Origin of the sequence: Enterobacter sp. 118C5, assembly GCF_034107645.1 — a bacterium.
In the GTDB taxonomy this organism is placed as follows: Bacteria; Pseudomonadota; Gammaproteobacteria; order Enterobacterales; family Enterobacteriaceae; genus Enterobacter; species Enterobacter nematophilus.
The window spans coordinates 25,725-51,175 of record NZ_JAWNEU010000013.1 but is presented as its reverse complement, the minus strand read 5'-3'; the positions used below and the strand labels follow the sequence as shown (position 1 = coordinate 51,175).

25 protein-coding genes and 1 pseudogene are annotated in these 25,451 nt (G+C 57.2%); 5 read left to right on the top strand and 21 right to left on the bottom strand.

Translation table 11 applies throughout. The features are described from left to right. Positions 1–6: 6 nt before the first annotated feature. On the bottom strand, positions 7–1,419 hold the full coding sequence (dnaB, locus tag UTO39_RS18240; protein ID WP_008503375.1) for a replicative DNA helicase: 1,413 nt from the start codon (positions 1,417–1,419) through the stop codon (positions 7–9). Between the two features lie 66 nt (positions 1,420–1,485). On the opposite strand from dnaB, the gene UTO39_RS18235 reads away from it, so the two are divergent. Beyond that, a complete protein-coding gene (locus tag UTO39_RS18235) occupies positions 1,486–2,469 on the top strand; it encodes a quinone oxidoreductase (RefSeq protein ID WP_061099554.1) in 984 nt (327 codons plus the stop codon). A 184-nt stretch (positions 2,470–2,653) separates the two neighbouring features. Here UTO39_RS18235 and pspG read toward each other — a convergent pair whose 3' ends face one another. From pspG to UTO39_RS18215, 4 genes are all read right to left on the bottom strand, one after another. Beyond that, complete coding sequence (gene pspG, locus UTO39_RS18230; protein WP_028015168.1) at positions 2,654–2,896, bottom strand: envelope stress response protein PspG; 243 nt, start codon at positions 2,894–2,896, stop codon at positions 2,654–2,656. 136 nt (positions 2,897–3,032) lie between these two features. Continuing rightward, entirely contained in the window at positions 3,033–4,028 is a 996-nt protein-coding gene (gene dusA, locus UTO39_RS18225) for a tRNA dihydrouridine(20/20a) synthase DusA (protein WP_266179878.1), read from the bottom strand. Positions 4,029–4,110: 82 nt separating this feature from the next. Continuing rightward, complete coding sequence (gene traF, locus UTO39_RS18220) at positions 4,111–5,370, bottom strand: conjugal transfer protein TraF (protein WP_407065110.1); 1,260 nt, start codon at positions 5,368–5,370, stop codon at positions 4,111–4,113. Positions 5,371–5,595: 225 nt separating this feature from the next. Continuing rightward, positions 5,596–6,084: a cupin domain-containing protein gene (locus UTO39_RS18215; RefSeq protein ID WP_320727754.1), complete on the bottom strand. Its 489-nt coding sequence runs from the start codon at positions 6,082–6,084 to the stop codon at positions 5,596–5,598. Between the two features lie 115 nt (positions 6,085–6,199). Here UTO39_RS18215 and zur point away from each other — a divergent pair, with 115 nt between their 5' ends. Then, complete coding sequence (zur, locus tag UTO39_RS18210) at positions 6,200–6,712, top strand: zinc uptake transcriptional repressor Zur (RefSeq protein WP_047345602.1); 513 nt, start codon at positions 6,200–6,202, stop codon at positions 6,710–6,712. A 48-nt stretch (positions 6,713–6,760) separates the two neighbouring features. On the opposite strand, the gene UTO39_RS18205 is transcribed toward zur, so the two are convergent. The 5 genes and pseudogenes from UTO39_RS18205 to UTO39_RS18185 form a co-directional block, all read right to left on the bottom strand. Beyond that, positions 6,761–6,970 (bottom strand): CsbD family protein, encoded by a 210-nt coding sequence (locus UTO39_RS18205; protein ID WP_003860314.1) that lies wholly within the window; start codon positions 6,968–6,970, stop codon positions 6,761–6,763. A 49-nt stretch (positions 6,971–7,019) separates the two neighbouring features. Then, a pseudogene (locus UTO39_RS18200) lies at positions 7,020–7,094 on the bottom strand (hypothetical protein); the annotation flags it as partial. Beyond that, on the bottom strand, positions 7,091–8,428 hold the full coding sequence (dinF, locus tag UTO39_RS18195) for an MATE family efflux transporter DinF (RefSeq protein WP_320727753.1): 1,338 nt from the start codon (positions 8,426–8,428) through the stop codon (positions 7,091–7,093). The pseudogene UTO39_RS18200 and the gene dinF, both read right to left, overlap by 4 nt. 63 nt (positions 8,429–8,491) lie before the next feature. Further along, complete coding sequence (gene lexA, locus UTO39_RS18190; RefSeq protein WP_028015162.1) at positions 8,492–9,100, bottom strand: transcriptional repressor LexA; 609 nt, start codon at positions 9,098–9,100, stop codon at positions 8,492–8,494. A gap of 108 nt (positions 9,101–9,208) precedes the next feature. Continuing rightward, positions 9,209–9,577, bottom strand: coding sequence for a diacylglycerol kinase (locus UTO39_RS18185; RefSeq protein ID WP_320727752.1), 369 nt, complete (start codon positions 9,575–9,577; stop codon positions 9,209–9,211). 154 nt (positions 9,578–9,731) lie between these two features. Here UTO39_RS18185 and plsB point away from each other — a divergent pair, with 154 nt between their 5' ends. Then, positions 9,732–12,152, top strand: coding sequence for a glycerol-3-phosphate 1-O-acyltransferase PlsB (gene plsB, locus UTO39_RS18180; protein ID WP_320727751.1), 2,421 nt, complete (start codon positions 9,732–9,734; stop codon positions 12,150–12,152). Between the two features lie 116 nt (positions 12,153–12,268). Here plsB and gntU read toward each other — a convergent pair whose 3' ends face one another. The 5 genes from gntU to UTO39_RS18155 form a co-directional block, all read right to left on the bottom strand. Then, on the bottom strand, positions 12,269–13,609 hold the full coding sequence (gene gntU / locus UTO39_RS18175; RefSeq protein ID WP_014833577.1) for a gluconate transporter: 1,341 nt from the start codon (positions 13,607–13,609) through the stop codon (positions 12,269–12,271). A 3-nt stretch (positions 13,610–13,612) separates the two neighbouring features. Continuing rightward, complete coding sequence (gntK, locus tag UTO39_RS18170; RefSeq protein ID WP_008503362.1) at positions 13,613–14,140, bottom strand: gluconokinase; 528 nt, start codon at positions 14,138–14,140, stop codon at positions 13,613–13,615. A gap of 126 nt (positions 14,141–14,266) precedes the next feature. Further along, positions 14,267–15,262: a gluconate operon transcriptional repressor GntR gene (gene gntR / locus UTO39_RS18165; RefSeq protein ID WP_014882133.1), complete on the bottom strand. Its 996-nt coding sequence runs from the start codon at positions 15,260–15,262 to the stop codon at positions 14,267–14,269. 91 nt (positions 15,263–15,353) lie between these two features. Beyond that, positions 15,354–16,049 (bottom strand): pirin family protein, encoded by a 696-nt coding sequence (locus tag UTO39_RS18160; RefSeq protein ID WP_003861565.1) that lies wholly within the window; start codon positions 16,047–16,049, stop codon positions 15,354–15,356. Positions 16,050–16,172: 123 nt separating this feature from the next. After that, entirely contained in the window at positions 16,173–17,210 is a 1,038-nt protein-coding gene (locus UTO39_RS18155) for an oxidoreductase (RefSeq protein ID WP_320727750.1), read from the bottom strand. A gap of 255 nt (positions 17,211–17,465) precedes the next feature. Between UTO39_RS18155 and yhhY the strand changes: the two genes are divergently transcribed. Further along, the gene (gene yhhY / locus UTO39_RS18150) at positions 17,466–17,954 is read left to right on the top strand and encodes an N-acetyltransferase (RefSeq protein ID WP_253540360.1); all 489 of its coding nucleotides are present in this window, start codon (positions 17,466–17,468) and stop codon (positions 17,952–17,954) included. A 93-nt stretch (positions 17,955–18,047) separates the two neighbouring features. Here yhhY and ggt read toward each other — a convergent pair whose 3' ends face one another. Continuing rightward, on the bottom strand, positions 18,048–19,793 hold the full coding sequence (gene ggt, locus UTO39_RS18145) for a gamma-glutamyltransferase (RefSeq protein WP_320727749.1): 1,746 nt from the start codon (positions 19,791–19,793) through the stop codon (positions 18,048–18,050). A gap of 123 nt (positions 19,794–19,916) precedes the next feature. Between ggt and UTO39_RS18140 the strand changes: the two genes are divergently transcribed. After that, a complete protein-coding gene (locus tag UTO39_RS18140) occupies positions 19,917–20,294 on the top strand; it encodes a DUF2756 family protein (protein WP_320727748.1) in 378 nt (125 codons plus the stop codon). Here UTO39_RS18140 and ugpQ read toward each other — a convergent pair. From ugpQ to ugpB, 5 genes are all read right to left on the bottom strand, one after another. After that, positions 20,278–21,024 carry a glycerophosphodiester phosphodiesterase gene (ugpQ, locus tag UTO39_RS18135; RefSeq protein ID WP_320727747.1) on the bottom strand — a complete coding sequence of 249 codons (747 nt, stop codon included), beginning with the start codon at positions 21,022–21,024 and terminating at the stop codon, positions 20,278–20,280. The genes UTO39_RS18140 and ugpQ overlap by 17 nt on opposite strands. Continuing rightward, positions 21,021–22,091 carry a sn-glycerol-3-phosphate import ATP-binding protein UgpC gene (locus tag UTO39_RS18130; protein WP_320727746.1) on the bottom strand — a complete coding sequence of 357 codons (1,071 nt, stop codon included), beginning with the start codon at positions 22,089–22,091 and terminating at the stop codon, positions 21,021–21,023. The genes ugpQ and UTO39_RS18130 overlap by 4 nt, the downstream gene beginning before the upstream one ends. A 1-nt stretch (position 22,092) precedes the next feature. Further along, on the bottom strand, positions 22,093–22,938 hold the full coding sequence (ugpE, locus tag UTO39_RS18125) for a sn-glycerol-3-phosphate ABC transporter permease UgpE (RefSeq protein WP_028015153.1): 846 nt from the start codon (positions 22,936–22,938) through the stop codon (positions 22,093–22,095). Beyond that, positions 22,935–23,822: a sn-glycerol-3-phosphate ABC transporter permease UgpA gene (ugpA, locus tag UTO39_RS18120; protein ID WP_151412698.1), complete on the bottom strand. Its 888-nt coding sequence runs from the start codon at positions 23,820–23,822 to the stop codon at positions 22,935–22,937. Before ugpA ends, ugpE begins: the two co-directional genes overlap by 4 nt. A 115-nt stretch (positions 23,823–23,937) precedes the next feature. After that, positions 23,938–25,254 (bottom strand): sn-glycerol-3-phosphate ABC transporter substrate-binding protein UgpB, encoded by a 1,317-nt coding sequence (gene ugpB, locus UTO39_RS18115; protein WP_023326491.1) that lies wholly within the window; start codon positions 25,252–25,254, stop codon positions 23,938–23,940. Positions 25,255–25,451 lie beyond the last annotated feature (197 nt).

Below are 25,451 nucleotides of genomic sequence, written 5' to 3'. Positions count from 1 at the left end.
TAGAAATTACTCATCATCATATTGAGGACCGGCATAGTTGTCGAAACGCGACCACTGTCCGTTAAAGGTCAGACGCACCGTACCGATTGGGCCGTTACGTTGCTTACCAATAATAATTTCGGCGATCCCCTTCAGGTCGCTGTTCTCGTGATAAACCTCATCACGGTAGATAAACATGATTAAGTCAGCATCCTGCTCGATGGAGCCGGACTCACGCAGGTCGGAGTTAACCGGGCGCTTGTCGGCGCGTTGTTCCAGAGAGCGGTTCAGCTGCGACAGCGCCACCACCGGCACGTGCAGCTCTTTAGCTAACGCCTTGAGCGAGCGGGAAATCTCTGCAATTTCCAGCGTACGGTTGTCTGAGAGTGACGGGACGCGCATCAGCTGAAGGTAGTCGATCATGATAAGGCCGATGCCGCCGTGCTCGCGGGCGATACGGCGCGCGCGGGAACGGACCTCCGTCGGCGTCAGGCCGGAGGAGTCATCAATGTAGATGTTCCGTTTTTCCAGCAGAATGCCCATGGTGCCGGAGATGCGCGCCCAGTCCTCATCGTCGAGCTGGCCGGTACGAATGCGGGTCTGATCCACGCGCGACAGCGACGCCAGAGAACGCATCATGATCTGCTCGGAGGGCATCTCAAGGCTGAAAATCAGCACGGGCTTATCCTGCAGCATCGCGGCATTTTCGACGAGGTTCATCGCAAACGTCGTTTTACCCATCGATGGACGCGCCGCGACGATGATCAAATCCGAGGGCTGTAAACCGGCGGTTTTCTTGTTCAAATCGTCATAGCCGGTGTTCACCCCGGTGACACCATCGTGCGGCTGCTGGAACAGCTGTTCGATACGCGCCACGGTGGCGTCAAGCACGTCGGCGATGTTTTTCGGCCCTTCGTCTTTGTTCGCACGGCTTTCGGCGATTTTAAAGACGCGGGACTCGGCAAGATCGAGCAGGTCTTCGCTGGTGCGGCCCTGCGGGTCGAATCCGGCCTCGGCAATCTCATTCGCCACCGAGATCATCTCGCGAACAACGGCACGTTCGCGCACGATGTCGGCGTAAGCGCTGATGTTCGCCGCGCTTGGCGTGTTTTTTGACAGTTCTGCCAGATAGGCAAAGCCACCGACGCTGTCCAGCTGACCCTGACGCTCCAGCGATTCCGCGAGCGTGATCAGGTCAATCGGGCTGCCCGACTCCTGCAGGCGCGCCATTTCGGTAAAGATATGGCGGTGCGGGCGGGTGTAGAAATCTTCAGACACCACGCGCTCGGCGACGTCGTCCCAGCGTTCGTTATCCAGCATTAAACCGCCCAACACCGACTGTTCCGCTTCAATCGAGTGCGGCGGGACTTTTAACCCTGCGACCTGGAAATCACGCTCGCGAGGTTCAGTCTGTTTGTTGAAGGGTTTGTTTCCTGCCATAGTGAATGGAGTTACCGAGATAAAGAGTGGGTCGAAAGATTACCATATTTTTCTTACGGAGGGAGCATGGCAACGCGCATTGAGTTCCAGAAACACGGCGGTCCTGAAGTGCTGAAAGCGGTGGAGTTTACCCCCGCTGCGCCTGGCGAGAACGAAATCCAGGTTGAAAACAAAGCTATCGGCATTAACTACATTGATACCTATATTCGCGGCGGTCTCTACCCGCCTCCGTCAATGCCGAGCGGCCTGGGCACTGAAGCGGCCGGCATTGTCAGCAAAGTGGGCAGTGCGGTTAAGCACATCAAAGAAGGCGATCGTGTGGTGTATGCACAGTCTGCCCTGGGCGCTTACAGTTCCGTCCACAACGTCCCGGCGGACAAAGCCGCCCTGCTGCCGAACGCCATCTCCTTTGAGCAGGCGGCCGCCTCATTCCTGAAAGGTCTGACGGTCTATTACCTGCTGCGCAAAACCTACGAAATTAAGCCCGATGAGCAGTTCCTGTTCCACGCTGCCGCCGGTGGCGTGGGGCTGATTGCCTGCCAGTGGGCGAAAGCCTTAGGCGCGAAGCTCATCGGCACCACAGGCAGTGCGCAAAAAGCCCAGCGGGCGCTGGACGCGGGCGCGTGGCAGGTGATCAACTACCGGGAAGAGAGCATCGTCGAGCGGCTAAAAGAGATTACTGGCGGTAAAAAAGTACGCGTAGTGTATGACTCGGTGGGGAAAGATACCTGGGAGGCCTCGCTGGACTGCCTGCAGCGTCGCGGGCTGATGGTGAGCTTCGGTAACGCCTCAGGCGCTGTAACCGGCGTTAATCTGGGCATTCTGAACCAGAAAGGATCTCTGTACGTGACGCGCCCTTCTTTGCAGGGTTACATCACCAACCGGGAAGAACTGGAGGAAGCCAGCAACGAGCTTTTCTCGCTGATCGCCAGCGGCGTGATTAAGGTGGATGTGGCGGATGCGCAAAAATACCCGCTAACCGATGCGCAGCGTGCGCATGAGGTGCTGGAGAGCCGGGCGACGCAGGGTTCAAGTTTGCTAATTCCCTGAGCCCTAAAAAGAAATTGGGCTTCCCGTGGGAAGCCCTTTCTTTTTTTAGTTCGGCTGTATGTAGGGTACAGCTCGATGAATTCTGTAGCGGCAGCCATAGTGACAGATTCGATAAGTAAATCCTATTCTGTTCTAAGCCATGCTGCCGGAAAAGTTACAAGTATGTGACGAACCCCTCAATACCTTAGTAACGGAAGCGGTTATTGCGCTGATAAGTCGGCAGTTTTGGTGCTTTAATCGCCCGTATTACCCACACCACGGCGATAGCCAGCAGCAGCCACGGCAGCAGTTTGATCGTCAGGGCAAACAATCCGCCAATGAACATTACCACCGTGGCCACAACGAGCGCGGCCAGAATGCCGAGCAGCGACACGCCCGTGACCATCAGCATGACAAAAAAGCCAATCACAAAAAGTAGTTCAAGCATGGTGCTCTCCCACAAGTTCCCGAATGATGTTGCAATCATTACAAGAATCATGCCAAAGCTAACGTATTGTTCTTAAAGCAAAACGCCCCGCGAGAATTCGCAGGGCGTGGTGAATTTGACGATCTTTTAGCGAAAATTATCGCTTATCCGCCACCAGCCGCAGCGCATGTTCCAGTACTTCAATATCGGCACCAGCTTTATGCGCGTTCTCGCTGAGGTAGCGACGCCACTGGCGCGCGCCCGGGATCCCCTGGAACAGGCCAAGCATGTGGCGGGTGATGTGGCCAAGATACGTGCCGCTGCTCAGCTCGCGCTCAATGTAGGGGTACATGGCGCGCACGACCGCAACCGGGTCGGCGTCTGCGCCTGCAGCGCCAAAGATGTCGCGGTCGACCGTCGCCAGAATGCCCGGGTTCTGATACGCCTCGCGCCCGACCATCACGCCATCCATATGCTCAAGGTGCGCCTTCGCCTCCTCCAGCGACTTGATGCCGCCGTTGATCGACATCGTCAGGTGCGGGAAATCACGCTTCAGTTGATACACGCGCGGGTAGTCCAGCGGCGGGATCTCACGGTTCTCTTTCGGGCTCAGGCCTGAAAGCCAGGCTTTGCGGGCGTGGATGATAAACATCTCGCACTCGCCTTTCCCTGAAACCGTGTTGATGAAATCGCACAGGAATTCGTAGCTGTCCTGGTCGTCAATGCCGATACGGGTTTTAACCGTCACCGGAATGGAAACCACGTCGCGCATCGCTTTGATGCAGTCCGCCACCAGCTGTGCGTTGCCCATCAGACAGGCGCCGAACATGCCGTTTTGCACGCGGTCGGAAGGGCAGCCAACGTTGAGGTTGATCTCATCGTAGCCGCGCTCTTCCGCCAGCTTTGCACACTGCGCCAGCGCGGCCGGATCGCTCCCCCCCAGCTGCAGGGCAACCGGATGCTCTTCTTCGCTGTATGCCAGGTAGTCGCCCTTCCCGTGAATAATTGCGCCCGTGGTCACCATCTCGGTGTACAGCAGCGTATGGCGGGAGAGCTGGCGCAGGAAATAGCGGCAGTGTCTATCCGTCCAGTCGAGCATCGGCGCAATGGAGAAACGGTGTGCAGGAAAAGCGGTCTGGTGTTCTGACGACATGGCGAAGTTTTAAGCATCTGGTGGAAAAGGGGCGCTACTATAGCACAAAGAAAAGCCGGAGGCGCAGCGCCTCCGGTGCACTTTAGAACGTCATGCTCAGCTGAGCCCCTGCGCCCCAGGTTTCGTCCTCGCCATACAGGCCCATCAGGTCAACATGCACGGTATTAAACGGCGCGAAACCGACACCGCCGGTAAAGACGTTGCTGTCGTTCCCTTTCATGTCCGCGCGATAACCGGCGCGCACCGCCAGCCAGCTCAGCGGAGTCACTTCAGCACCGACCCCAACATACTGCGACGTATCTTCGCTCTTGAAGCCTTTGGTTTCGGTCAGATCGCCATCGGCGGTCAGCGTCACCAGATCGTTGTGCCAGGCGGCGCCCGCGGTCACCAGCGGACGGATCTGGTAGGTGTCTTTATAGCTCACCACTTCCCCCGTACGCCCGTTGCGGATGCGGATATCTTTGGTGTCGATATCGCGCGACATCAGGTTTTGCCCGCTCACGCCGACCGTCCAGTTTTCGCCAAAATCAGCGGCAATACCGGCATCGACGTTAAAGCCGGTATCGTCTGTACGGTAGCGGCTGTCGTTCCACTTATTACTGTCGTAATCGTAGATCGAGGTGGTGTAGTTATAGATCCAGGATTTTTGCAGTTTTGGCGTCACGCCCACGGAAACCGGAACGCCGCCCAGGTCAAACTGACGCGCAACGGCAATACCGTAGTCGGAGACAATCGCCGCCCGACCGGACGCCGTTGAGTTGAGGTTTTTTGTGATCTGGTCCGTGCCGTTCAGCGCCGCGTCCAGGGCAACGCCGGCAGCCACCAGATTGCTTCTTTGAATACCGCGCAGATAATCAATATCCTGCTGGTCGATAGACGAACTCACCCGACCATGGGCATAGCCTTTCGCCATAAAAGCCACGGAAAGCACATCGTTAGGGATACTCACGGCAAGCCCTGCCCCTGCCGTCGCGCGTGCGGTTTTACCCTTGAGATAGTCCAGCTCATCGGCCAGATCTTTGGCCGCGCCCTGGAACTGGTTAATCGAGCCTAGCGGATTGGTGATGACCTCAATTGGCGTAAGGTTATCAACCACATCCTTATAATGATTGATTTTGTCGTTGATGGTATCAATCTCGTCCTGAAGATTGTCCTCATCCGTCACCTGTACGCCAACGGACGGCAAAATGACCGTCACATCATCGTCCGGTTTTGCCTTTGCCAGCAGCGCGGGGTTGATTAACGCCCCACTACCATAGCTGCCCGAAGCAACGCCGGTCCCCCCCATCGCGTCGCTACGTGATTCTGTCCAGGTATTGGCCGCTCCCGCCTGATTTGCCATAAACAAGGAGACAGCGATGCTAACCACCGAAAATTTAAAATGTTTTTTCACAGTATGCCCGTCTTATAGTCTGTTATGAAATAACCCCTGTCTGTTATCCCCCAAACAGGCGCGAACTATTGCTGTGAATAAAGATAAAAAGACCCGCTAATTCATTCCCTAAGTAAAACTTCCTTACGGCCTGTTGTAATTTGTGACGGCCCTCAATATTTATAGAAGAGGAAATTATTTTTTCACAGGTTTTCCATCATGTGGCCCGAAAAATTGAGGGGGATGATCCACCCAGCGGTCCTCTCGCGTGGCGGCATAGACCGGATTAAGCGGATAGTAGATGCGGTTTTGCTTCTTGTTGGCCTCCCCCACCACCAGTAACCGCACCTCTTCGTCCGTATTGTTGATAAAGGTGTGGCACACGCCCGTTCCGGCGGGAAAGCCCACGCTGTCGCCGGGTTCAAGCCTCCACAAATAGCCATTAATCCAGGCTTCAGGATAGCCCTCAAGCACGTAGATAAACTCTTCTTCGTCACTTTCCGCATGGGGATAGGACGTTCGACGCCCCGGCGGTAAACGCTCATGATGAATGCCTATGCGCCTGAGGCCCAGCCTGCGCGCCAGCGGTGCACCGATGGAAAAAAGCTCATTACTGTCGGGGTAGGTGGCGTCATCTGGCCCTTCTACGTCGCGCCAGTGCTTGATACAGTCTGGTTTTTTCATGGTTACATTCCCGGTTTGCGATGCGTCAGGTATAGCACAGCCTGGCGGATATCGGTGTTTTTGCCAGAACATGATAAAGTGAGGGTTTTACGTCCCAGAACATCCGAGGTGCTAAATGGATAAGTCCACAAAAGAGCTGTTAGCGCAGGCCGAAAAGCTGTGCGCGCAACGCAATGTGCGCCTGACCCCGCAGCGCCTTGAAGTCTTACGCCTGATGAGCCTGCAACAGGGGGCGATCAGCGCCTACGATCTGCTCGACCTGCTCCGCGAAAGCGAGCCGCAGGCTAAACCGCCGACGGTGTATCGCGCGCTGGATTTTCTGCTGGAACAAGGGTTTGTGCATAAGGTTGAATCCACAAACAGCTATGTCCTGTGCCATCTTTTCGATCAGCCAACGCACACATCGGCCATGTTTATCTGCGACCGTTGCGGCGTGGTAAAAGAAGAGGGTGCGGAAGGCGTGGAAGACATCATGCATTCGCTGGCGGCAAAAATGGGTTTTGCCCTGCGCCATAACGTGATTGAAGCACACGGGTTGTGTTCAGCATGCGTTGAGGTGGAAGCCTGTCGGCATCAGGATGCGTGTCAGCACGACCACTCTATTCTGGTGAAGAAAAAGCCGCGTTAAGGGCAAAAGAAAAGGCGGCTTAGAGCCGCCTGTGTGGGTTATTCAGCGTTACCAGCGGTAGTCGTTACGGGTTTCCCAGTCTTTGACTTCGTTTTCCGCCTGATCTTTCTCGTAGCCGTAACGTTCCTGAATTTTACCGACAAGCTGATCGCGTTTACCTTCAATGACGGTCATATCGTCATCAGTCAGCTTACCCCACTGTTCTTTCGCTTTACCTTTGAACTGCTTCCAGTTGCCGCCGATTTCGTCTTTATTCATCATCGTGTCCTCTTAGTTAAGCGTCGGGTCGTAACGTCCGTTACGTTCTTTTCTGCTGGACGTGATAATAATTGTAGCTAAGGATTCGGCGGTCAATTTCATATTCGGAATCTTTAACCGTCACGATATATCGTGACGGGAAGGAAGCCAGGTATTATTTTGCCAGTGCCGATGCCAGATAAAGGCAAGCGACAGGCCGCGCAGGGAGAGGAAGACCGCAAGCGCCAGCCACAAACCGTGATTACCCAGCCAGGGAAGCGTCAGCAGCGTCAAACCAAACCCCGCCGCCGCGACCGCCATACTGTTACGCATTTCCGCCCCGCGCGTTGCACCGATAAACATGCCATCCAGCAGATAGCACCAGACACCCACCACCGGCAAGATCACCTGCCAGACGATGTAGTGGTCCGCCAGTTCACGTAAAGCCGGTAACGAAGTGAGTAATGCAATAATGTCACGGCCAAAACAGGCGTAAATCAGTGCGAACGCCAGCGCGACCAGTCCCGCTTGTCGACAGGCTGCCCGCCAGACATCCTGAAGCTGCCCACCTTCCCGCGCGCCGTACGCCTGCCCTGAATGCGCCTCAACGGCGTAGGCGAAGCCGTCCAGCGCGTAGGCGGTAAAGGTCAGCAATGTCATCAGAACCGCATTCACCGCGACGATCTCAGGCCCAAGACGGGCGCCAAAAACCGTCAGCGCGCCAAAACAGAGCTGCAGCAGAAGCGAGCGCAGCATGATGTCACGGTTGAGCGCCAGCAGCCTGCGGATATTGCCGCGCCATGCGTTTTTGAGCAACGCAAGGGAGATCCCGCGCATCGCCAGCACGCGCCAGACCATCCACAAACCAATGAAAAAGGTTCCGTATTCGGCAATCGCCGTCGCCAGTGCCGCCCCGCGTACGTCCATATGCAGACCCATCACCAGCCAGAGATCGAGCGCAATGTTGAGCAGGTTTCCCACGACCAGCAAAATCACTGGCGCACGGGCGTACTGCACGCCCAGTAGCCACCCCAGCAGAACCAGGTTTGCCAGCGAAGCGGGCGCGCTGAGCCAGCGGATTTCCAGGAAGCGACGCGCCTGCTCCAGTACCGCCTCACTACCGCCAACAACATGGAGCGCAAGGTCAATCAGGGGCGTGCGCAGTAAAACAATCAACATCCCCGCGCCTAGCGCCAGGATCAGCGGCTGCACCAGCGCACGCGCCAGACGTAACGGGTCTTTCGCACCATACGCCTGTGCCGTGAGCCCGGTAGTGCTCATACGTAAAAACAGCAGCAGCATAAACAGGAAGCTGGTTGCCGTCGCGCCAATCGCCACGCCGCCAAGATAAACAGGGGAATCGAGATGACCAATAACGGCCGTATCGACCAGACCCAGCAAGGGCACGGTGATATTGGAGAAAATCATCGGCAGGGCAAGACGCCACAATGCCTTATCAGATGCCGTCAGCAGTGACATGAGAAATACCGGGAATGGAAAATGAAGCAGGCTACAGCGGAAGCGTAGCCTGTCAGGAAGAGATTACAGCCATTCGCCGTTGCGAATCACGCCAACCGCCAGACCTTCAATAGAGAAGCTCTGTTCGCGGAGGTCGACCACAATCGGGGTGAACTCGTTGTTTTCAGGCAACAGCTGAACGGTGTTACCCTGTTTTTTCAGGCGCTTAACGGTCACTTCGTCATCAATGCGCGCAACCACCACTTGGCCGTTTCGCACATCCTGCGTTTTGTGAACGGCCAGCAGGTCGCCATCAAGAATGCCGATGTCTTTCATCGACATCCCGCTAACGCGCAGCAGGAAATCAGCACTCGGCTTGAACATACCAGGATCGACCTGGTAATGACCTTCAATATGCTGTTGTGCCAGCAGCGGTTCACCTGCGGCAACGCGGCCAATCAGCGGAATGCCCGTCTCTTCTTCCACCAGCAGGCGGATACCACGCGACGCGCCTGACACAATCTCAATTACACCCTTACGCGCCAGCGCTTTCAGGTGTTCCTCGGCAGCATTCGGAGAACGGAAGCCCAGACGCTGCGCGATTTCCGCACGCGTGGGTGGCATACCCGTCTGGCCGATATGATCCCGAATGAGATCAAACACCTCTTGCTGCCTGGTCGTTAATGCTTTCATTCCGCCCCCTGGGTGTATATACAGTTATGCTGTGAGTATATACAGTCAAAGGAGATTTTGGAACCAAAAACTGCACAAAAAACCAGGGACTTAATTATTCCTCGAGGCTCATCGGAAATGTGACCAAAGCAGAGTGACCCAGGTAATGGCTGCTGTGATAATCGCCAGCAGGACAGCGGCGGAGCCCATATCTTTCGCGCGGCCAGAAAGCTCGTGGAAATCAAAGCCGATCCGGTCGACCACGGCCTCAATAGCGCTATTGAGAATTTCCACTATCATCACCAGAAGTACGGAACCGATGAGAAGCACGCGGGTAATGGCATCTACATCAAGGAAACAGGCGATGATAACCGCGACGATAGCGGCGACACCTTCCTGGCGAAAAGCAGCTTCATTAACCCAGGCGGCACGGAAACCTTTCCACGAATAGCCGGCAGCTTTGATGATACGCGTTAACCCAGTGGTATTATTGGCCATTAAAAGAACCTTTTTTAAAAAAGAGCGTCAGTAACAGGAGCTGCAGCGCGTTTCGCTGCCGCCTGAAGTATGACGGGTAACAACAGAAATTTTGCGCGCTTTCTGTTATCCTTGCGCCGCAATTGCATTATTAACCAGAGGCTTTACATCGTTTATGTCCGGCTGGCCACGAATTTACTACAAATTACTTAATTTACCATTAAGCATACTGGTAAAAAGCAAGTCTATCCCAGCAGAACCCGCGCTGGAACTGGGGCTCGATACGTCGCGCCCTATTATGTACGTTTTGCCTTATAACTCGAAGGCAGACCTGCTAACGCTTCGCGCCCAGTGTCTGGCGCATGATTTACCCGACCCGCTTGAACCGCTGGAAGTTGACGGCACTTTGCTGCCGCGCTACGTGTTCATCCACGGCGGGCCGCGCGTGTTTACCTATTACACGCCGAAAGAAGAGTCCATCAAACTGTTCCACGACTATCTCGACCTGCACCGCAGCAATCCTGACCTGGATGTGCAGATGGTGCCGGTATCGGTGATGTTTGGTCGCCGTCCGGGCCGCGAAAAAGGCGAAGAGAACCCGCCGCTGCGCATGCTTAACGGCATCCAGAAGTTCTTCGCGGTCTCCTGGCTGGGACGCGACAGCTTTGTGCGCTTCTCTCCTTCCGTCTCCCTTCGCCGAATGGCGGACGAGCACGGCACTGACAAGATCATCGCGCAAAAACTGGCGCGCGTGGCGCGTATGCACTTCGCCCGTCAGCGCCTGGCGGCCGTAGGACCGCGTCTCCCTGCGCGTCAGGACCTGTTCAACAAGCTGCTGGCCTCTAAAGCGATTGCTCGCGCCGTTGAAGACGAAGCGCGCAGCAAGAAAATTTCCCATGAGAAAGCCCAGCAGAACGCCATTGCGCTGATGGAAGAGATCGCAGCGAACTTCTCTTATGAGATGATTCGCCTGTCCGATCGTATTCTCGGATTTACCTGGAACCGCCTTTATCAGGGCATCAACGTGCATAACGCCGAACGTGTGCGGCAGCTGGCGCACGACGGCCATGAGATTGTCTATGTCCCCTGCCACCGCAGCCACATGGACTACCTGCTTCTCTCCTACGTGCTCTATCATCAGGGGCTGGTACCGCCGCACATTGCCGCCGGTATTAACCTGAACTTCTGGCCAGCAGGCCCGATCTTCCGCCGTCTGGGTGCGTTCTTTATTCGTCGTACCTTTAAGGGCAACAAGCTCTACTCCACCGTCTTCCGCGAGTATCTCGGCGAACTGTTCAGCCGCGGCTATTCAGTGGAGTACTTCGTGGAGGGCGGTCGTTCCCGTACCGGTCGTCTGCTCGATCCGAAGACCGGCACGCTGTCGATGACCATTCAGGCGATGCTGCGCGGAGGAACCCGTCCAATCACGCTGGTGCCAATTTACATTGGCTATGAGCACGTGATGGAAGTGGGCACGTACGCCAAAGAGCTGCGTGGTGCGACCAAAGAGAAAGAGAGCCTGCCGCAGATGCTGCGCGGCCTGAGCAAGTTACGCAACCTGGGTCAGGGCTACGTAAACTTTGGCGAGCCGATGTCGCTGATGACGTATCTGAACCATCATGTTCCGGATTGGCGCGAATCCATCGACCCTATCGAAGCGGTTCGTCCGGCCTGGCTGACGCCAACGGTGAACGGCATCGCGTCCGAGCTGATGGTGCGCATTAACAACGCCGGTGCGGCCAATGCCATGAACCTGTGCTGTACGGCGCTGCTGGCTTCCCGTCAGCGTTCCCTGACCCGTGAACAGCTCACGGAGCAGCTGGACTGCTACCTGGACATGATGCGCAACGTGCCGTACTCGGTTGATTCGACAGCCCCTTCTGCTACCGCCAGCGAGCTTATCGATCACGCGCTGCAGATGAACAAGTTCGAAGTCGAGAAAGACACGATCGGCGACATCATCATTCTGCCGCGCGAGCAGGCGGTGCTGATGACGTACTACCGCAACAACATCGCTCATATGCTAATGCTGCCGTCGCTCATGGCGGCCATTATCACCCAGCATCGCCGCATTTCACGTCAGGAGCTGTTGCGCCACGTTGAGACGCTCTACCCGATGCTGAAAGCGGAGCTGTTCCTGCGCTGGAGCAAGGAAGAGCTGGCCGTTGAGCTGGATAAACTGACGGAAGAGCTGCGCCGTCAGGGGCTAATCACCGTTGCGAACGACGAGCTGCACATCAATCCGTCACGCTCCCGCACCCTGCAACTGCTCGCGGCCGGCGCGCGCGAAACGCTGCAGCGCTACGCCATTACGTTCTGGCTGCTGAGCGCGAACCCGTCGATCAACCGCGGCACGCTGGAGAAAGAGAGCCGGACGCTGGCGCAGCGTCTGTCCGTTCTGCACGGCATTAACGCCCCTGAATTCTTCGACAAGGCGGTCTTCAGCTCGCTGGTGCTGACGCTGCGTGACGAAGGCTTCATCAGCGATACGGGCGATGCTGAGCCGGAAGAGACGCTCAAGGTTTACCAGATGCTGGCTGAACTGATTACGTCGGATGTGCGCCTGACGATTGAGAGCGCGACGCAGGGCGAGTGATGTAAAAAGCCGGGTAGTGGTTCACCTTGCCCGGCCTGACGTTCTGCATAATAAAAAGGCCCGGTAAGCGCTAACGCTACCGGGCCTTATTTTTGAGCCTTGTTAAATCACCGCATTTAGCTCAGCAGCGTAAAGGCAATCATCCCGACAATGGCCCCGGTGGTGCCGAGGATGGTTTCCATCAGCGTCCATGTTTTCAGGGTTTGCGCTTCGGTCGCGCCGGTAAACTTACCGAACAGCCAGAAGCCAGCGTCGTTAACGTGCGAGACGACAATCGAACCGCCCGCGATGCAGATAGACAGCGCGGCCATCTGCGCACCGGAGTAGTTGAGCTGTTCAATTACCGGCATCACCAGACCTACGGCGGTTAAGCACGCCACGGTTGCGGAACCCTGAATGATACGCACCGCCGCAGCCAGCACGAAGCAGGTTACCGCAATCGGCAGGCCCATCCCGGTCAGCGCTTCACCCAGAGCCGGGCCCACGCCGGAATCCACCAGCACCTGCTTGAACACGCCGCCGGCACCGATCACCAGCAGGATAATCCCCGCAGGCTGCAGCGCCGCACCGCAGATCTCCATCACGCGGTCTTTCGGCATTCCCTGGCGCATCGCCAGGCCGTAAATCGCTACCAGACACGCCACCAGAATCGCCGTGAACGGGTGACCAATGAACTCAAACCATTCGTACGCGGTAGAGCCGACCGGCACAAAGCGCGCGGCGATGGTTTTCAGGCCCACCAGCACCAGCGGGAGCAGGATCAAAGAAAGGCTAAAGCCGAAGGACGGCATTTTACCTTCGCCCAGATGCGGCTCGGTGATGTCGTCCGGAATGTGCAGCTCAACGTAACGGCTGATGAAATTGCCCCACAGCGGACCGGCGATAATCATCCCGGGGATAGCGGCGCACAGGCCAATCAGGATCATCCAGCCAAAGTCGGCGTGCATCTGGGAGGCCAGCAGCATCGGCGCTGGCCCGGGCAGCAGAAAAGCCGCCGCCGCCGCCACGCCCGCAAACAGCGGAATAACCAGCTTTACGAGGTTAGTGCCGGTATGGCGCGCCATGGAGAAGGCGACGCTGATGAGCAGCACCACCGCCACTTCGAAGAACAGCGGCAGCGCGCAAATCAGACCGGCCAGGCCAATCGCGTAGTGCGCGCGGCTGTGACCGAAGGATTTGAGCATCTTGACGGCAATCTGGTCGACCGCGCCCGTCTCATGCAGGATCTTGCCAAACATCGCGCCCAGCGCGACCACAATCGCCAGGAAGCCCAGCGTGCCTCCCATCCCTTTTTCCATCGTCGCGGCGATCTTGTCGAGCGGCATACCGGAAAAGAGACCTGCACCAATAGAAACCACCATCAAAGCAACGAAAGCGTGCATACGCGCCTTCATCACTAAAAACAGCAGCAGCAATACTGAACCCACTGCTGTCAAAACTAGCGTTAATGTACTCAAAACTTACTGCCTTTTGTTAATGACCTCGATGGTGCTGGCTACAACACCCTCCAGTGACTGATCGATATCAACCACTAAGACGTCTTTTTCATCTTCACCCGGCTCCTGAAGCGCTTCGAACTGCGTCACCAGCATCTGGGTTTTAAAGAAGTGGCCTTTACGCGCCTTCAGACGGCTTTCAATGACCTCGAAATCGCCCTTCAGATAGATGAAGGAGAGGTTCGGATTGCCGTCGCGCAGCAGGTCGCGGTAGGTTTTTTTCAGCGCGGAGCAGACGATCAGGGAAACTTTATTGGTGCGCTGCATCGCGAACGCGGCGTCATTCAGCGCCTGCAACCACGGTTTGCGGTCGTCATCGTTCAGCGGCTCGCCGGAGGCCATTTTCATAATGTTGCTGCGCGGATGGAGGAAGTCACCATCAAGAAACGCAGCCTGAAGTTGATGCGCCACTTCGCTCGCCACGGCAGATTTACCGCTACCGGACACGCCCATCAGGACGTAAACGTGGTGATCGTGATTAGTCGTGCTCAAAGGGTGTCCCTCAGTCAATTGTTACGGGTAACAGTTATCGGTAACATTGTCCTGCTGGGGCAAAAGAGAAGCAATATCCAAACGTGCGCGAAGTGAATAAGTGTGAGCTACTTCAAATTTGTCAGTTCAAATAGATCCACCCGGTGACAAGGTGAAACCTAAATCTAACATTTTAGGGGTAACCGTCTCTCCACGAATGCGCGCCAGCAGGCGTTCTGCGCCAATGCGGCCCATGCGTTCACGCGGCGTCAGGACGCTCGCCAGACGCGGCTCCATCACCTGACCAATATCGTGGCCGTGGAAGCCGGCAATCGCCATATCCTCAGGGATCTTCAGCCCCAGACGCTGGCATTCGAACGCTGCACCGACCGCAAGGTCATCGTTGGTACAGAAAATACCGTCCAGTTGCGGATACTCGCGTCGTGCCTGGCGCATCAGCTCAATACCCGAAGTGTAAGATGAGGACTGCTCCACCATCACGCTGTACGGGGTTAAGTTCGCGTCGAGCATCGCCTGCTCGTATCCCTTCTGTTTGATGATAGTACGTTCATCAAGACGCGCACCCAGATAGGCAATATGACGATGACCGCGGGCAATGATGGCCGCCGTCATCTGACGCGCCGCTTCAAAGTTATCGAACCCAACGGCGATGTCGAGGCATGGCGACTGGCTGTCCATGAGCTCCACCACCGGAATACCGGCGACTTCAATCATTTTGAGCGTGCGGGCAGTGTGGGTACGTTCGGTTAAAATCAGGCCGTCAATGTTCCAGGAAAGCATTGATTCAAGACGTTCCTCTTCCAGTTCCGGCTTGTACCCATAGTGCGCGAGCATGGTCTGGTAGCCAAAAGCATCGGTTACGCTTTCAATGCCGCGCAGAACTTCAGCGAAAACCTGGTTGGTCAGGGAAGGAAGCAGGACGCCCACCGCACGGCTGGTCGCATTGGAGAGAATATCGGGTGCGCGGTTGGGAATATAACCCAGTTCATCAAGGGCGGCAGCAATCTTGCCACGCAACGCCACGGAAACCTGTTCCGGGTTACGTAAAAAACGGCTGACCGTCATTTTGGTCACACCGACGCGATCGGCGACATCCTGAAGTACGGGGCGTTTCTTTTTCATCGTCCTGAGAAATCTTGAAGTGAGAGATTTGCTCAGTTTATCACGGACAAAGCTCAACCTTCCCCGTTTAAAGGGAAGGTTGAGAAATTATTTAGACCGGAGGCAGGTCAAACAGCAGGATTTCGCTTTCGCTGTCGGCATGCACGGAGAGCGCCTGCTCATCCCAGACGGCCAGACCATCGGCGGTGGTGGCTTTGGTGCCGTTGATAGACACTTCACCTTTAACCACCTGGATCCAGACGCGGCGATTGGCGGCAATCTGGTGCACGGACTGTTCGTCTTTCGCCAGCGCCCAGCGGTACAGCTCCATATCCTGATGCACTTTCAGAGAACCTTCACGCGCGTCCGGGGACAGCACCAGCTGTTTGCCCTGTTTCGCGTCGAAGCGGCGCTGCTCGTAGCGTGGCGTGATGCCGGTCTCTTCTGGAATGATCCAGATTTGATACAGGTGCAGTTTTTCCGTTTTGCTCGGGTTGTACTCGGAGTGACGCACCCCGGTACCCGCGCTCATAATCTGGAACTCGCCCGCCGGAACCTGCTCTTTGTTGCCCATGCTGTCCTGGTGCTCAACCGCCCCTTCCAGCACATAGGTCAGGATTTCCATGTCTTTGTGCGGGTGAGTACCGAAGCCCTGGCCTGCATCAATCACGTCGTCGTTAATCACGCGCAGTGCGGAGAAGCCCATGAAGTTCGGGTCGTAGTAGTCGGCAAACGAGAATGAATGCCATGAGTCCAGCCAGCCATGATTTGCGTGACCACGTTCGTTTGCTTTGCGTAAGTAGATCATTGTTTTCACCCTCAGTTCGTTTCGATGGAGTAAGTGTGGACTCAAACGGTCGGGGATCATAGAGGGTGAAAATTGACTCCTCTGTTCAAAAAATATGAACAAGCGCAGAGGAGCCGTTTTTGCTTATTTTGCGAGGGTTACCGTGGCAGGAGAAGCCTGCTCGAAGGCCCGCTCAAGGATTTCAAGGTTGGTCAGAACGTCAGATTCCTTGACGTAATTCGGCGCGCCGCTGGTGAGGGTTTCATACAGCGCATCGTAGACGCGGCCATAGTCGCCGGTTTCCGGTTTCAGCTCTTCTTTGACCGTTACGCCCTCATTGTTCACATACTCCAGCACGCCCACGGAATCGTCCGCCGCAAAGCCCGGTTCGCCCGGCATGATGTTGGCCTTCAGGCTGGTCTCCTGCTGGTCAATGCCGTACTTAATGAACGAGCCTTTGGTGCCGTGAACGATAAATTTCGGGTAGTCGGTTTTTACCAGATGGCTGGTTTTGACGATGGCCTTAAGGTCGCCGTAAAACAGCTGCGCCTCGAAGGTATCGTCCGGGTTAGCTTTATTGCGCAGGCTGCGGATGTCATACGCCACGTGGTTCGGGCGGCCAAACAGGGAGATGATCTGGTCCATGGTGTGTACGCCCAGGCCGTAGAACGAGCCGTCCTGCGGCAGGCCGGGGTGGGTTTCCGCCACCGGGCGGTAGTAATCGAAGTGGCTTTCAATTTCCACGATGTCGCCCAGCCTGCCGCTCTCAATCGCTTTTTTCGCCGTCAGGAAGCAGCTGTCGAAGCGACGGTTCTGATACGGGGTGACGGTCAACCCTTTGCTTTTCGCCAGCGCGAACAATTCCTTCGCTTCGGCAATGGTCGGGGTGAACGGCTTTTCTACCAGCACGTTTTTACCCGCTTCCAGCGCGCGCTTCGCGTAGTCGAAGTGGCTGTCGGCATGTGTGCAGACGACCACCAGCTTTACCTGCGGGTCATTCAATACTTCATCAAGATCGCTGGTGAAGTGAATGTGGGAATACTGCGGAGACTGCTCTTCCGGCTTCGCGCTGCGGCGGTAGATGTGGGCGACGTGCCAGGTGTCTTTACGGTGGAGGACATATGGAAGGTGGTAACGCGTGGTGCTTTTGCCAAATCCAATAAATGCGCAATGTAGTGTCATGGCTCAGTCCTTTTGGAGGTTACTGAGTCTAACCATAACAAAAAAAAAGCCAGCGAGAAGCTGGCTAAAGTAATACTGGAAGCAATGTGAGCAATGTCGTGCTTTCAGGTTCCCGTAGGGGTCTTCCTGAATGCAAAGCAATAATAATCATTCTCATTCGCACTTGTCCAATACTTTTTGCAAAAAATAGCGGTTGACTCAAATTTTAAAGTCATTGATGTTGGAGGGGACTTTTAACCGACTGAGGAACAAGGAATGAGTGAGATAGTGATACGCCACGCTGAACCGAGAGATTACGACGCCATTCGTCAGATCCACGCCCAGCCGGAGGTGTACCACAACACGCTACAGGTTCCTCATCCCTCAGAGCAGATGTGGCATGACCGGCTAACCGACCAGCCCGGCATCAAGCAGCTGGTCGCCTGCATCGACGATACCGTCGCCGGGCATCTGTGCATTGCCGTCGCACAACGCCCGCGCCGCAGCCACGTTGCCGATTTCGGTATTTGTGTGGGTGCGCAGTGGCAAAATCGGGGCGTTGCCAGCGCGCTGATGCGAACCATGATTGATATGTGCGACAACTGGCTGCGCGTCGACCGCATCGAGTTAACGGTGTTTGTGGATAACGAACCGGCTATCGCGGTGTACAAAAAGCATGGGTTTGAGATTGAAGGCACCGGCAAGCGCTACGGCCTGCGCAACGGCGAGTATGTGGATGCGTATTATATGGCGAGAATGAAGTGACATAGACTCCTCACCCTAACCCTCTCCCCAAAGGGGAGAGGGAACGATTACACCCTCTCCCCTTTGGGGAGAGGGCCGGGGTGAGGGGGATGTTCAATATCCCGCCGTTAAATCATCCACCGAACGCGGGTCCGACGCCCCAAACAGCGCGCCGTCCGGCCCGACCATAATGCTCTGGGTGCTGCCCATCGCCTCTTTCACCGCCACCTTCTGTCCGCGCTGCTCCAGCAGTTTGAGGGTGTCCGGGCTAAAGCCCTTCTCCACGCGCAGCTCGTCCGGCAGCCACTGGTGGTGGAAACGCGGGGCGTTGGTAGCTTCGGCGACGTTCATCCCAAAGTCGATGCTGTTGACCACCATCTGCAGCACGGTGGTGATAATACGGCTCCCACCTGGGCTACCGGTCACCAGCCAGGTTTTCCCGTCTTTTACCACGATGGTGGGCGACATGGACGACAGCGGACGCTTCTTCGGCCCTACCGCATTCGCATCGCCGCCGACCAGCCCGTAGACGTTCGGCACGCCCGGCTTGGCGGAGAAGTCGTCCATCTCGTTGTTCAGCAGAATGCCGCTGTTGCCCGCCACAATCCCGGTACCGAAGGTGGTGTTGAGCGTGTAGGTTACCGCCACCGCATTGCCTTCTTTATCCACCACCGAGAAGTGCGTCGTCTGGTTGCTTTCATACGGCGCCAGCTTGCCGGGGCGGATCTCGCTCGACGGCTTAGCCTTGTTGATGTCGATCTGTTCCGCAATGGATTTTGCATACGCCTTGTTGGTCAGCGCCTGCCACGGCACCTTCACGAAGTCCGGATCGCCGAGGTATTCCGAGCGGTCGGCGTAGGCGCGTTTTTCCGCTTCCGCCATCACCTGCATGGCATCCGCGCTGCCGAAGCCGAACTTGTGCATATCGAAGTGTTCAAGAATGTTGAGGATCTGCACGATGTGGATCCCGCCGGAGGACGGCGGCGGCATGGAGAAGACCTCGTAGCCGCGGTAGGTGCCGCTAATCGGCTCGCGCTCCACCGCCCTGTATTCCGCCAGATCCGCTTTGGTGATGAGCCCGCCGTTCTTTTGCATCTCCTGCGCAATCTGCTCGGCAATCGCTCCTTTGTAGAACGCATCCGGACCATGCTCCGCAATCAGCTCCAGGCTTTTGGCGAGGTTCTTCTGCACCAGCCTATCGCCCTTCTTCAGCGGCTCGCCGTCTTTCCAGAAGATGGCCTTGCTGTTTTCATGGTTTGGAATCACTTCGCTGCCGTAGGTTTTGAGGTCGTCCGCCAGGGCGTCATTGACCACAAATCCGTCGCGCGCCAACTTGATGGCAGGCTGCACCACCTTGTTCAGCGGCATCGTGCCGTATTTTTCCAGCGCCAGCGAGAAGCCCGCAACGGTGCCCGGCGTGCCGGACGCAAGATGCGAGGTGAGAGATTTTTTGCTGTCCGGGTTGCCCTGGTCGTCGAGGAACATATCGCGGGACGCCTGCGAAGGCGCCATTTCGCGGAAGTCTATGGCGGTGGTTTTCCCGTCTTTGGTGCGCAGCATCATAAAGCCGCCGCCGCCCAGGTTCCCCGCCTGCGGGTGCGTCACCGCCAGCGCATAGCCGACGGCGACCGCCGCATCCACCGCGTTACCGCCCTGCTTGAGAATATCGACGCCCACGCGGGTTGCCAGCGCATCCACCGATGCCACCATGCCATGGGTTGCCCGCACGGGATGAAAAACATCTTCCTCCACGCCGTAAGAGACCGGAGGCGCCGCCGGCGGGTTGGCCGCCACGCTAAATGTGCCGCCTGCAATCAGCGCGGCGATGGCGACCCAGCGCAAGAAGGTTGGTTTCATCATTATTGTTCTCCAGGTGAAGGGACCCATATTCCCCGCTTAAGCCTGGTTCACAACTCCTAAAAAATCATCGTCATGGTGAAATCAGGGTAAACTTAAGAGAGGCCTCAAGAGGAGGAAATGACAATGAAACGCTTGATGATTCTTACGGCGCTGATCCCGTTTGCCGCGCTCGCACAGCCAATCAACACCATGAACAACCCGAACCAGCAGGGTTACGTTATCCCGAGCCAGCAGCGTATGCAGACGGAGATGATGAGCCAGCAGCAGCAGCAAAAAGGGATGCTGAATCAGCAGCTGAGAACGCAGACCCAGATGCAGCAGCAAAGCCTGCAAAACCAGATGAACGCCAACACCCAGCGCGTGCAGCAGGGGCAGGTGCGCGAGCAGCCGCTGCCGAATAAAAACGGCGGGATGTTAGGTGGCATGACGTCTACAGGCAGCGGACAGCAGCACATGCTGCCGCCGCAGTCGAATGGCAGTATGCTTAATCCGCAGAATTAAAGTCCGGGCCGATCAGGTCGATTGCATCGGTACAGATGCTGTCCACGCCCCAGCGCAGCAGTTCGGCTGCACGCTGGGGTTTGTTAACGGTGTAAACCAGAATATGCAGACCCGCGTCTTTCAGCATCTTCACCCGCGCCGCATCCAGCAGCTTGTGGTTCAGATGGATCGAGACGCAGCCCAGGCGCGTCGTTAGCTCGCGCCAGTCCTCGCGCCACTCGTCCAGGAGAAGCCCGCGCGGTAGCTCAGGCACGGCCGCCTGTGCGGCCTCCAGCGCGTCGATGTCAAAGGACGACAGCAGCGGCGCGGTCATCCCTTCCCACAGCTCGCGCGCGGCAAGGGCAATCACTTTGCCCGTCAGCGGCCCGGTGCCGGTGGTCGGTTTGATTTCGATGTTCGCCATCATGCCGTGCTGGCGACAGCGATCGGCCACTTCCGCCAGCAGGGGCAGCGGTTCGCCTTTGAATTCGCCGCTGTACCAGCTTCCGGCGTCCACCTTCAGCAGATCGCGCCACGGCAGTTCACCCGCCACGCCCCAGCCGTTGCTGGTGCGTTCGAGGTTGTCGTCATGCAGCAGGAAAATTTCGCCGTCCTTCGACAGCTTGGCATCGAACTCGATCATCGTGTGGCCGTAGCGCGCGCCGACATCAATCGCCGCCATGGTATTTTCCGGGGCCAGCTTACCGCCGCCGCGGTGGGCGACGACGTGGGGATAAGGCCAGTTGCTCATACTCGTTGTCCTGTTTCACCGTCAAAAAGGTGCAGATGGTTTTCCGGCAGGTGCAGCCACAGCGTGCTACCCGCTTTTGGGCGCTCCTGATGCGCCAGACGCACCACCATTTTTTGCTCGCCCCAGCGCCCGTGCGCCAGGTTATCTGCACCCAACATCTCCAGCGTGTCCATCACCAGCGGCACGCCGCCGTCCGCCTGAGAGGTTAAACCAATATGCTCGGGGCGGATACCGAGCGTCATCTTACGCCCGGCGTAGCCACGATAGTACCAGTTGATCGGCAGCGCCATCCCGCTTTCCAGCTCAAAGTGCGTACCCGCGCTGCTGATGCGCCCCTCCAGCAGGTTCATCGCCGGGCTGCCGATAAAGCTCGCCACAAAGCGGGTGGCCGGTTTTTCGTACACTTCCACTGGGGTGCCAATCTGCTCGGCAACGCCTTTGTTCATCACCATTACGCGCTGGGCGAGGGTCATGGCTTCAACCTGATCGTGGGTCACGTACAGGGAGGTGGTTTTGAGACGACGGTGCAGCTGCTGCAGCTCAAGACGCATCTGGACGCGCAGCTTGGCGTCGAGGTTAGAGAGCGGCTCGTCGAAGAGGAATACCGCCGGATCGCGCACGATGGCGCGCCCCATTGCCACGCGCTGGCGCTGGCCGCCGGAGAGCTCGCGCGGGCGGCGCTTGAGCAGGCCATCCAGCTCCAGAATGCGCGCCGCCTCTTTCACGCGAGCCTCAATATGGCCTTTGCCCATCCCGCGAATTTTCAGCCCCCAGGCCATGTTCTCCTCCACGCTCATGTGCGGATAGAGCGCGTAGTTCTGGAACACCATCGCGATGCCTCTGTCTTTCGGCTCCATCTCGGTGACGCGCTGACGGTCAATCCAGATATCCCCGGAGGTGACGCGCTCCAGCCCCGCCACCATGCGCAGCAGGGTGGATTTTCCGCAGCCGGAGGGGCCGACCATGACGATGAATTCCCCGTCCGCCACGTCGAGCGTCAGCGGCTGAATCACCTGGGTTTTGCCGTCCCAGCTTTTGGTTACTGCCTGTAATTTTAAACCTGCCATCTTATTTCTCACTGTCCACTAAACCACGCACAAACGCACGCTGCATGGCTAAAACGATAACAACCGGGGGGATAAGGGTGAGCAGCATCGCCGCCATCACCTGGTTCCAGAGGGTGGTGCCTTCGCCGGTGGCGATCATGCCCTTGATGCCCGCCACGGCGGTGCCGAGATTGACGTCCTGAATAATCAGCAGCGGCCACAGGTACTGGTTCCAGCCGTAGATAAAGGTGATCACAAACAGCGCCGCGAGGTTGGTCTTCGACAGCGGCAGCACGATGTCGCGGAAGAAGCGCATCGGCGACGCGCCGTCGATGCGCGCGGCTTCAATCAGCTCGTCCGGCAGGGTCATAAAGAACTGGCGGAACAGGAAGGTGGCGGTCGCCGAGGCCATCAGCGGCAGGGTTAAGCCCGCGTAGCTGTCGAGCATCTTCAGGTTGGCAATCACCTCCACCGTCGGGAAGATACGCACTTCCACCGGCAGCATCAGGGTAATAAAAATCATCCAGAAGAACAGGTTACGCAGCGGAAAGCGGAACCAGACGATGGCGAAGGCCGAGAGCATCGACACCGTAATTTTGCCGACCGTAATGCCAAACGCCATGATGAAGCTATTGAGCATCATCAGCCAGAACGGCGCGCTGTTGGCGCCCACGCCCTGGGTCCAGATGGTTTTCATGTTCTCGAAGAGATGCCCGCCCGGGATCAGCGTCATCGGCGTGTCGAATACCGCTTTGGTGTCCAGCGTGGCGGCGACAAACGCCACGTACAGCGGGAACAGGATGACGATAATCCCTAAAATCAGCATGGTATGGCTGAAAATCGTCAGCCCGCGACGGTTCTCAATCATTGGTAGCGCACCTTACTTTCAACATAGCGGAACTGCACCACCGTGAGGATGATGACGAGGAACATCAGCACGACGGACTGGGCGGCAGAAGCGGAGAGATCCAGCCCCGCAAAGCCTTCGCGGTAGATTTTGTAAATCAGCGTGGTGGTCGCCTGCACCGGGCCGCCTGCGGTGGCCGCATCGATCACCGGGAAAGTATCGAAGAAGGCGTACACGAGGTTTACCACCAGCAGGAAGAAGCTCACCGGGGCAATCAGCGGCAGCGACAGCCTGAAGAAGCGACGCACTGGCCCTGCGCCGTCAATTGCCGCGGCCTCCACCAGCGAGCGCGGAATGGACTGCAGCGCGGCAAAGAAGAAGAGGAAGTTGTAGCTGATCTGCTTCCACACCGAGGCGAACACCACCAGGAACATCGCCTGACCGCTGTTCTGGGCGTGGTTCCACTCAACGCCGAACTCTGCCAGGAAGTGGGTAATCAGCCCGCGCCCCGGGTTAAACAGGAAGATCCACAGCACGGCGGCGACGGCGGGAGCCACGGCATAAGGCAGCAGCATCAGGGTCTGGTACAGACGGCTGCCGCGCACCACGTAATCTACCAGCGCGGCGAAGAACAGCGACGCGACCAGCCCGCTGACGGTCACCAGCGCGCTGAACTTCATCGTCGTCCAGAAGGAGTCCAGGTAGTAGCTGTCGTGGAACAGCGCGGTGAAGTTGTCCAGCCCGACAAACTGGCTGGAGAGACCGAACGGATCGACGCTTTGTACCGAGTACCACAGCGCTTCGCCCGCAGGCCAGATAAAGAAGATAACGGTGATGACCAGCTGCGGCGCGACCAGAAGATAAGGCAGCCAGCGGGAACGGAACACCGGACGGGATGAGGACATAGGTTTGCTCTGTAGGTATACCCCCCTCACCCCGGCCCTCTCCCCAAAGGGGCGAGGGTATAATCGTCCCCTCTCCCCTTTGGGGAGAGGGTTAGGGTGAGGGGATTAGTTTGAATTACGATTTGGTCGACTGCTCAAAGCGGCGCAGCAGCTGATTCCCGCGCTCTACCGCGGAGTCCAGCGCCTGCTGAGGCGTTTTCTTCCCGGTCCAGACGCTTTCCAGCTCTTCATCCACGATGGTGCGGATCTGCGGCATGTTGCCCAGACGCAGGCCTTTGGTGAACGGCAACGGTGGCTTGTTCAGCATCTGACGCGTCGCGATATCTGCCCCTGGGTTCTTGCTGTAGAAGCCCTGCTCGCGGGTCAGATCGTACGCGGCTTTGGTGATCGGCAGGTAGCCGGTTTTCTGATGCCATTCGGCGGCATTTTCAGGCTTGGCCAGGAAGTCGAGGAACTCGGCGACGCCTTTGTAGGTGCCCTTGTCTTTACCCTGCATCACCCACAGGCTCGCCCCGCCGATGATGGCGTTCTGCGGCGCGCCCTTCACGTCGGCGTCGTATGGCATCATGCCCACGCCGTAGTTGAATTTGGCGTAGTGACGGATGTCCGCCAGCGAGCCGGAAGAGGCGGTGGTAATGGCGCAGTCGCCGTTGTAGAACTTCTCGGTGGATTCGTCTTTACGCCCGAAGTAGCTGAAGTCGCCCTTCTTGTTCAGAGCTTCCAGCAGCGCAATGTGCTTCACCTGCTCCGGCTTGTTGAACTCCAGTACCGCGTCGGTGCCGTCGAAGCCGTTGTTTTTGGTGGCAACCGGCAGGCCGTGCCAGGCGCTGAAGTTTTCAATCTGGATCCAGCCCTGCCAGCCGCTGGCGTAGCCGCACTTCATGCCCGCGGCTTTCAGCTTCGCGGTGTATTCGGCCAGGTCCTGCCAGGTTTTTGGCGGCTGCTCCGGATCTAAGCCGGCTTTTTTGAAGGCGTCTTTGTTGTAGTACAGCACCGGCGTGGAGCTGTTAAACGGCTGGGACAGCAGGTGGCCAGTTTTGGAATCGGTGTAGTAACCCGCGACGGTCGGCACGAATTGCGACTCGTCGAAGTTGATGCCCGCCTCTTTGAACACTTCATAGACCGGCTTGATGGCTTTGGAGGCCATCATGGTGGCGGTGCCCACTTCATAAACCTGTAACAGCGCCGGCGCGTTGCCGGTACGGAAGGCGGCGATGCCCGCGCTCAGGCTTTGCTCGTAGTTGCCTTTGTACACCGGCACAATTTTGTAATCCGGGTGGGTGTCGTTGAAACGCTGCGCCAGGGAGTCAACCTCTTTACCCAACTCCCCTTCCATGGAATGCCAGAACGGAATGGTGGTCACAGCCATTGCGTTCGTCGCAAAAGCCAGACCCAGTGCCAGACCCAAAGCTGTGTGTCGTAACGATGTCATTGTCATCTCTCTTATTGTGCCGGATGCGCGATATCACGCGTTTTATGCTCGCGAGGTAACATGACATGCTCGAATGACAGAAAAATAACTGTTTGCTTACAGATAAGTGACAGCCAGGCGTCAGGGGGATGATGGTTGTGTGAAGGGGGTTTTGGTTGGGTGCGGTTGGGTGCCCTCACCCCGGCCCTCTCCCACAG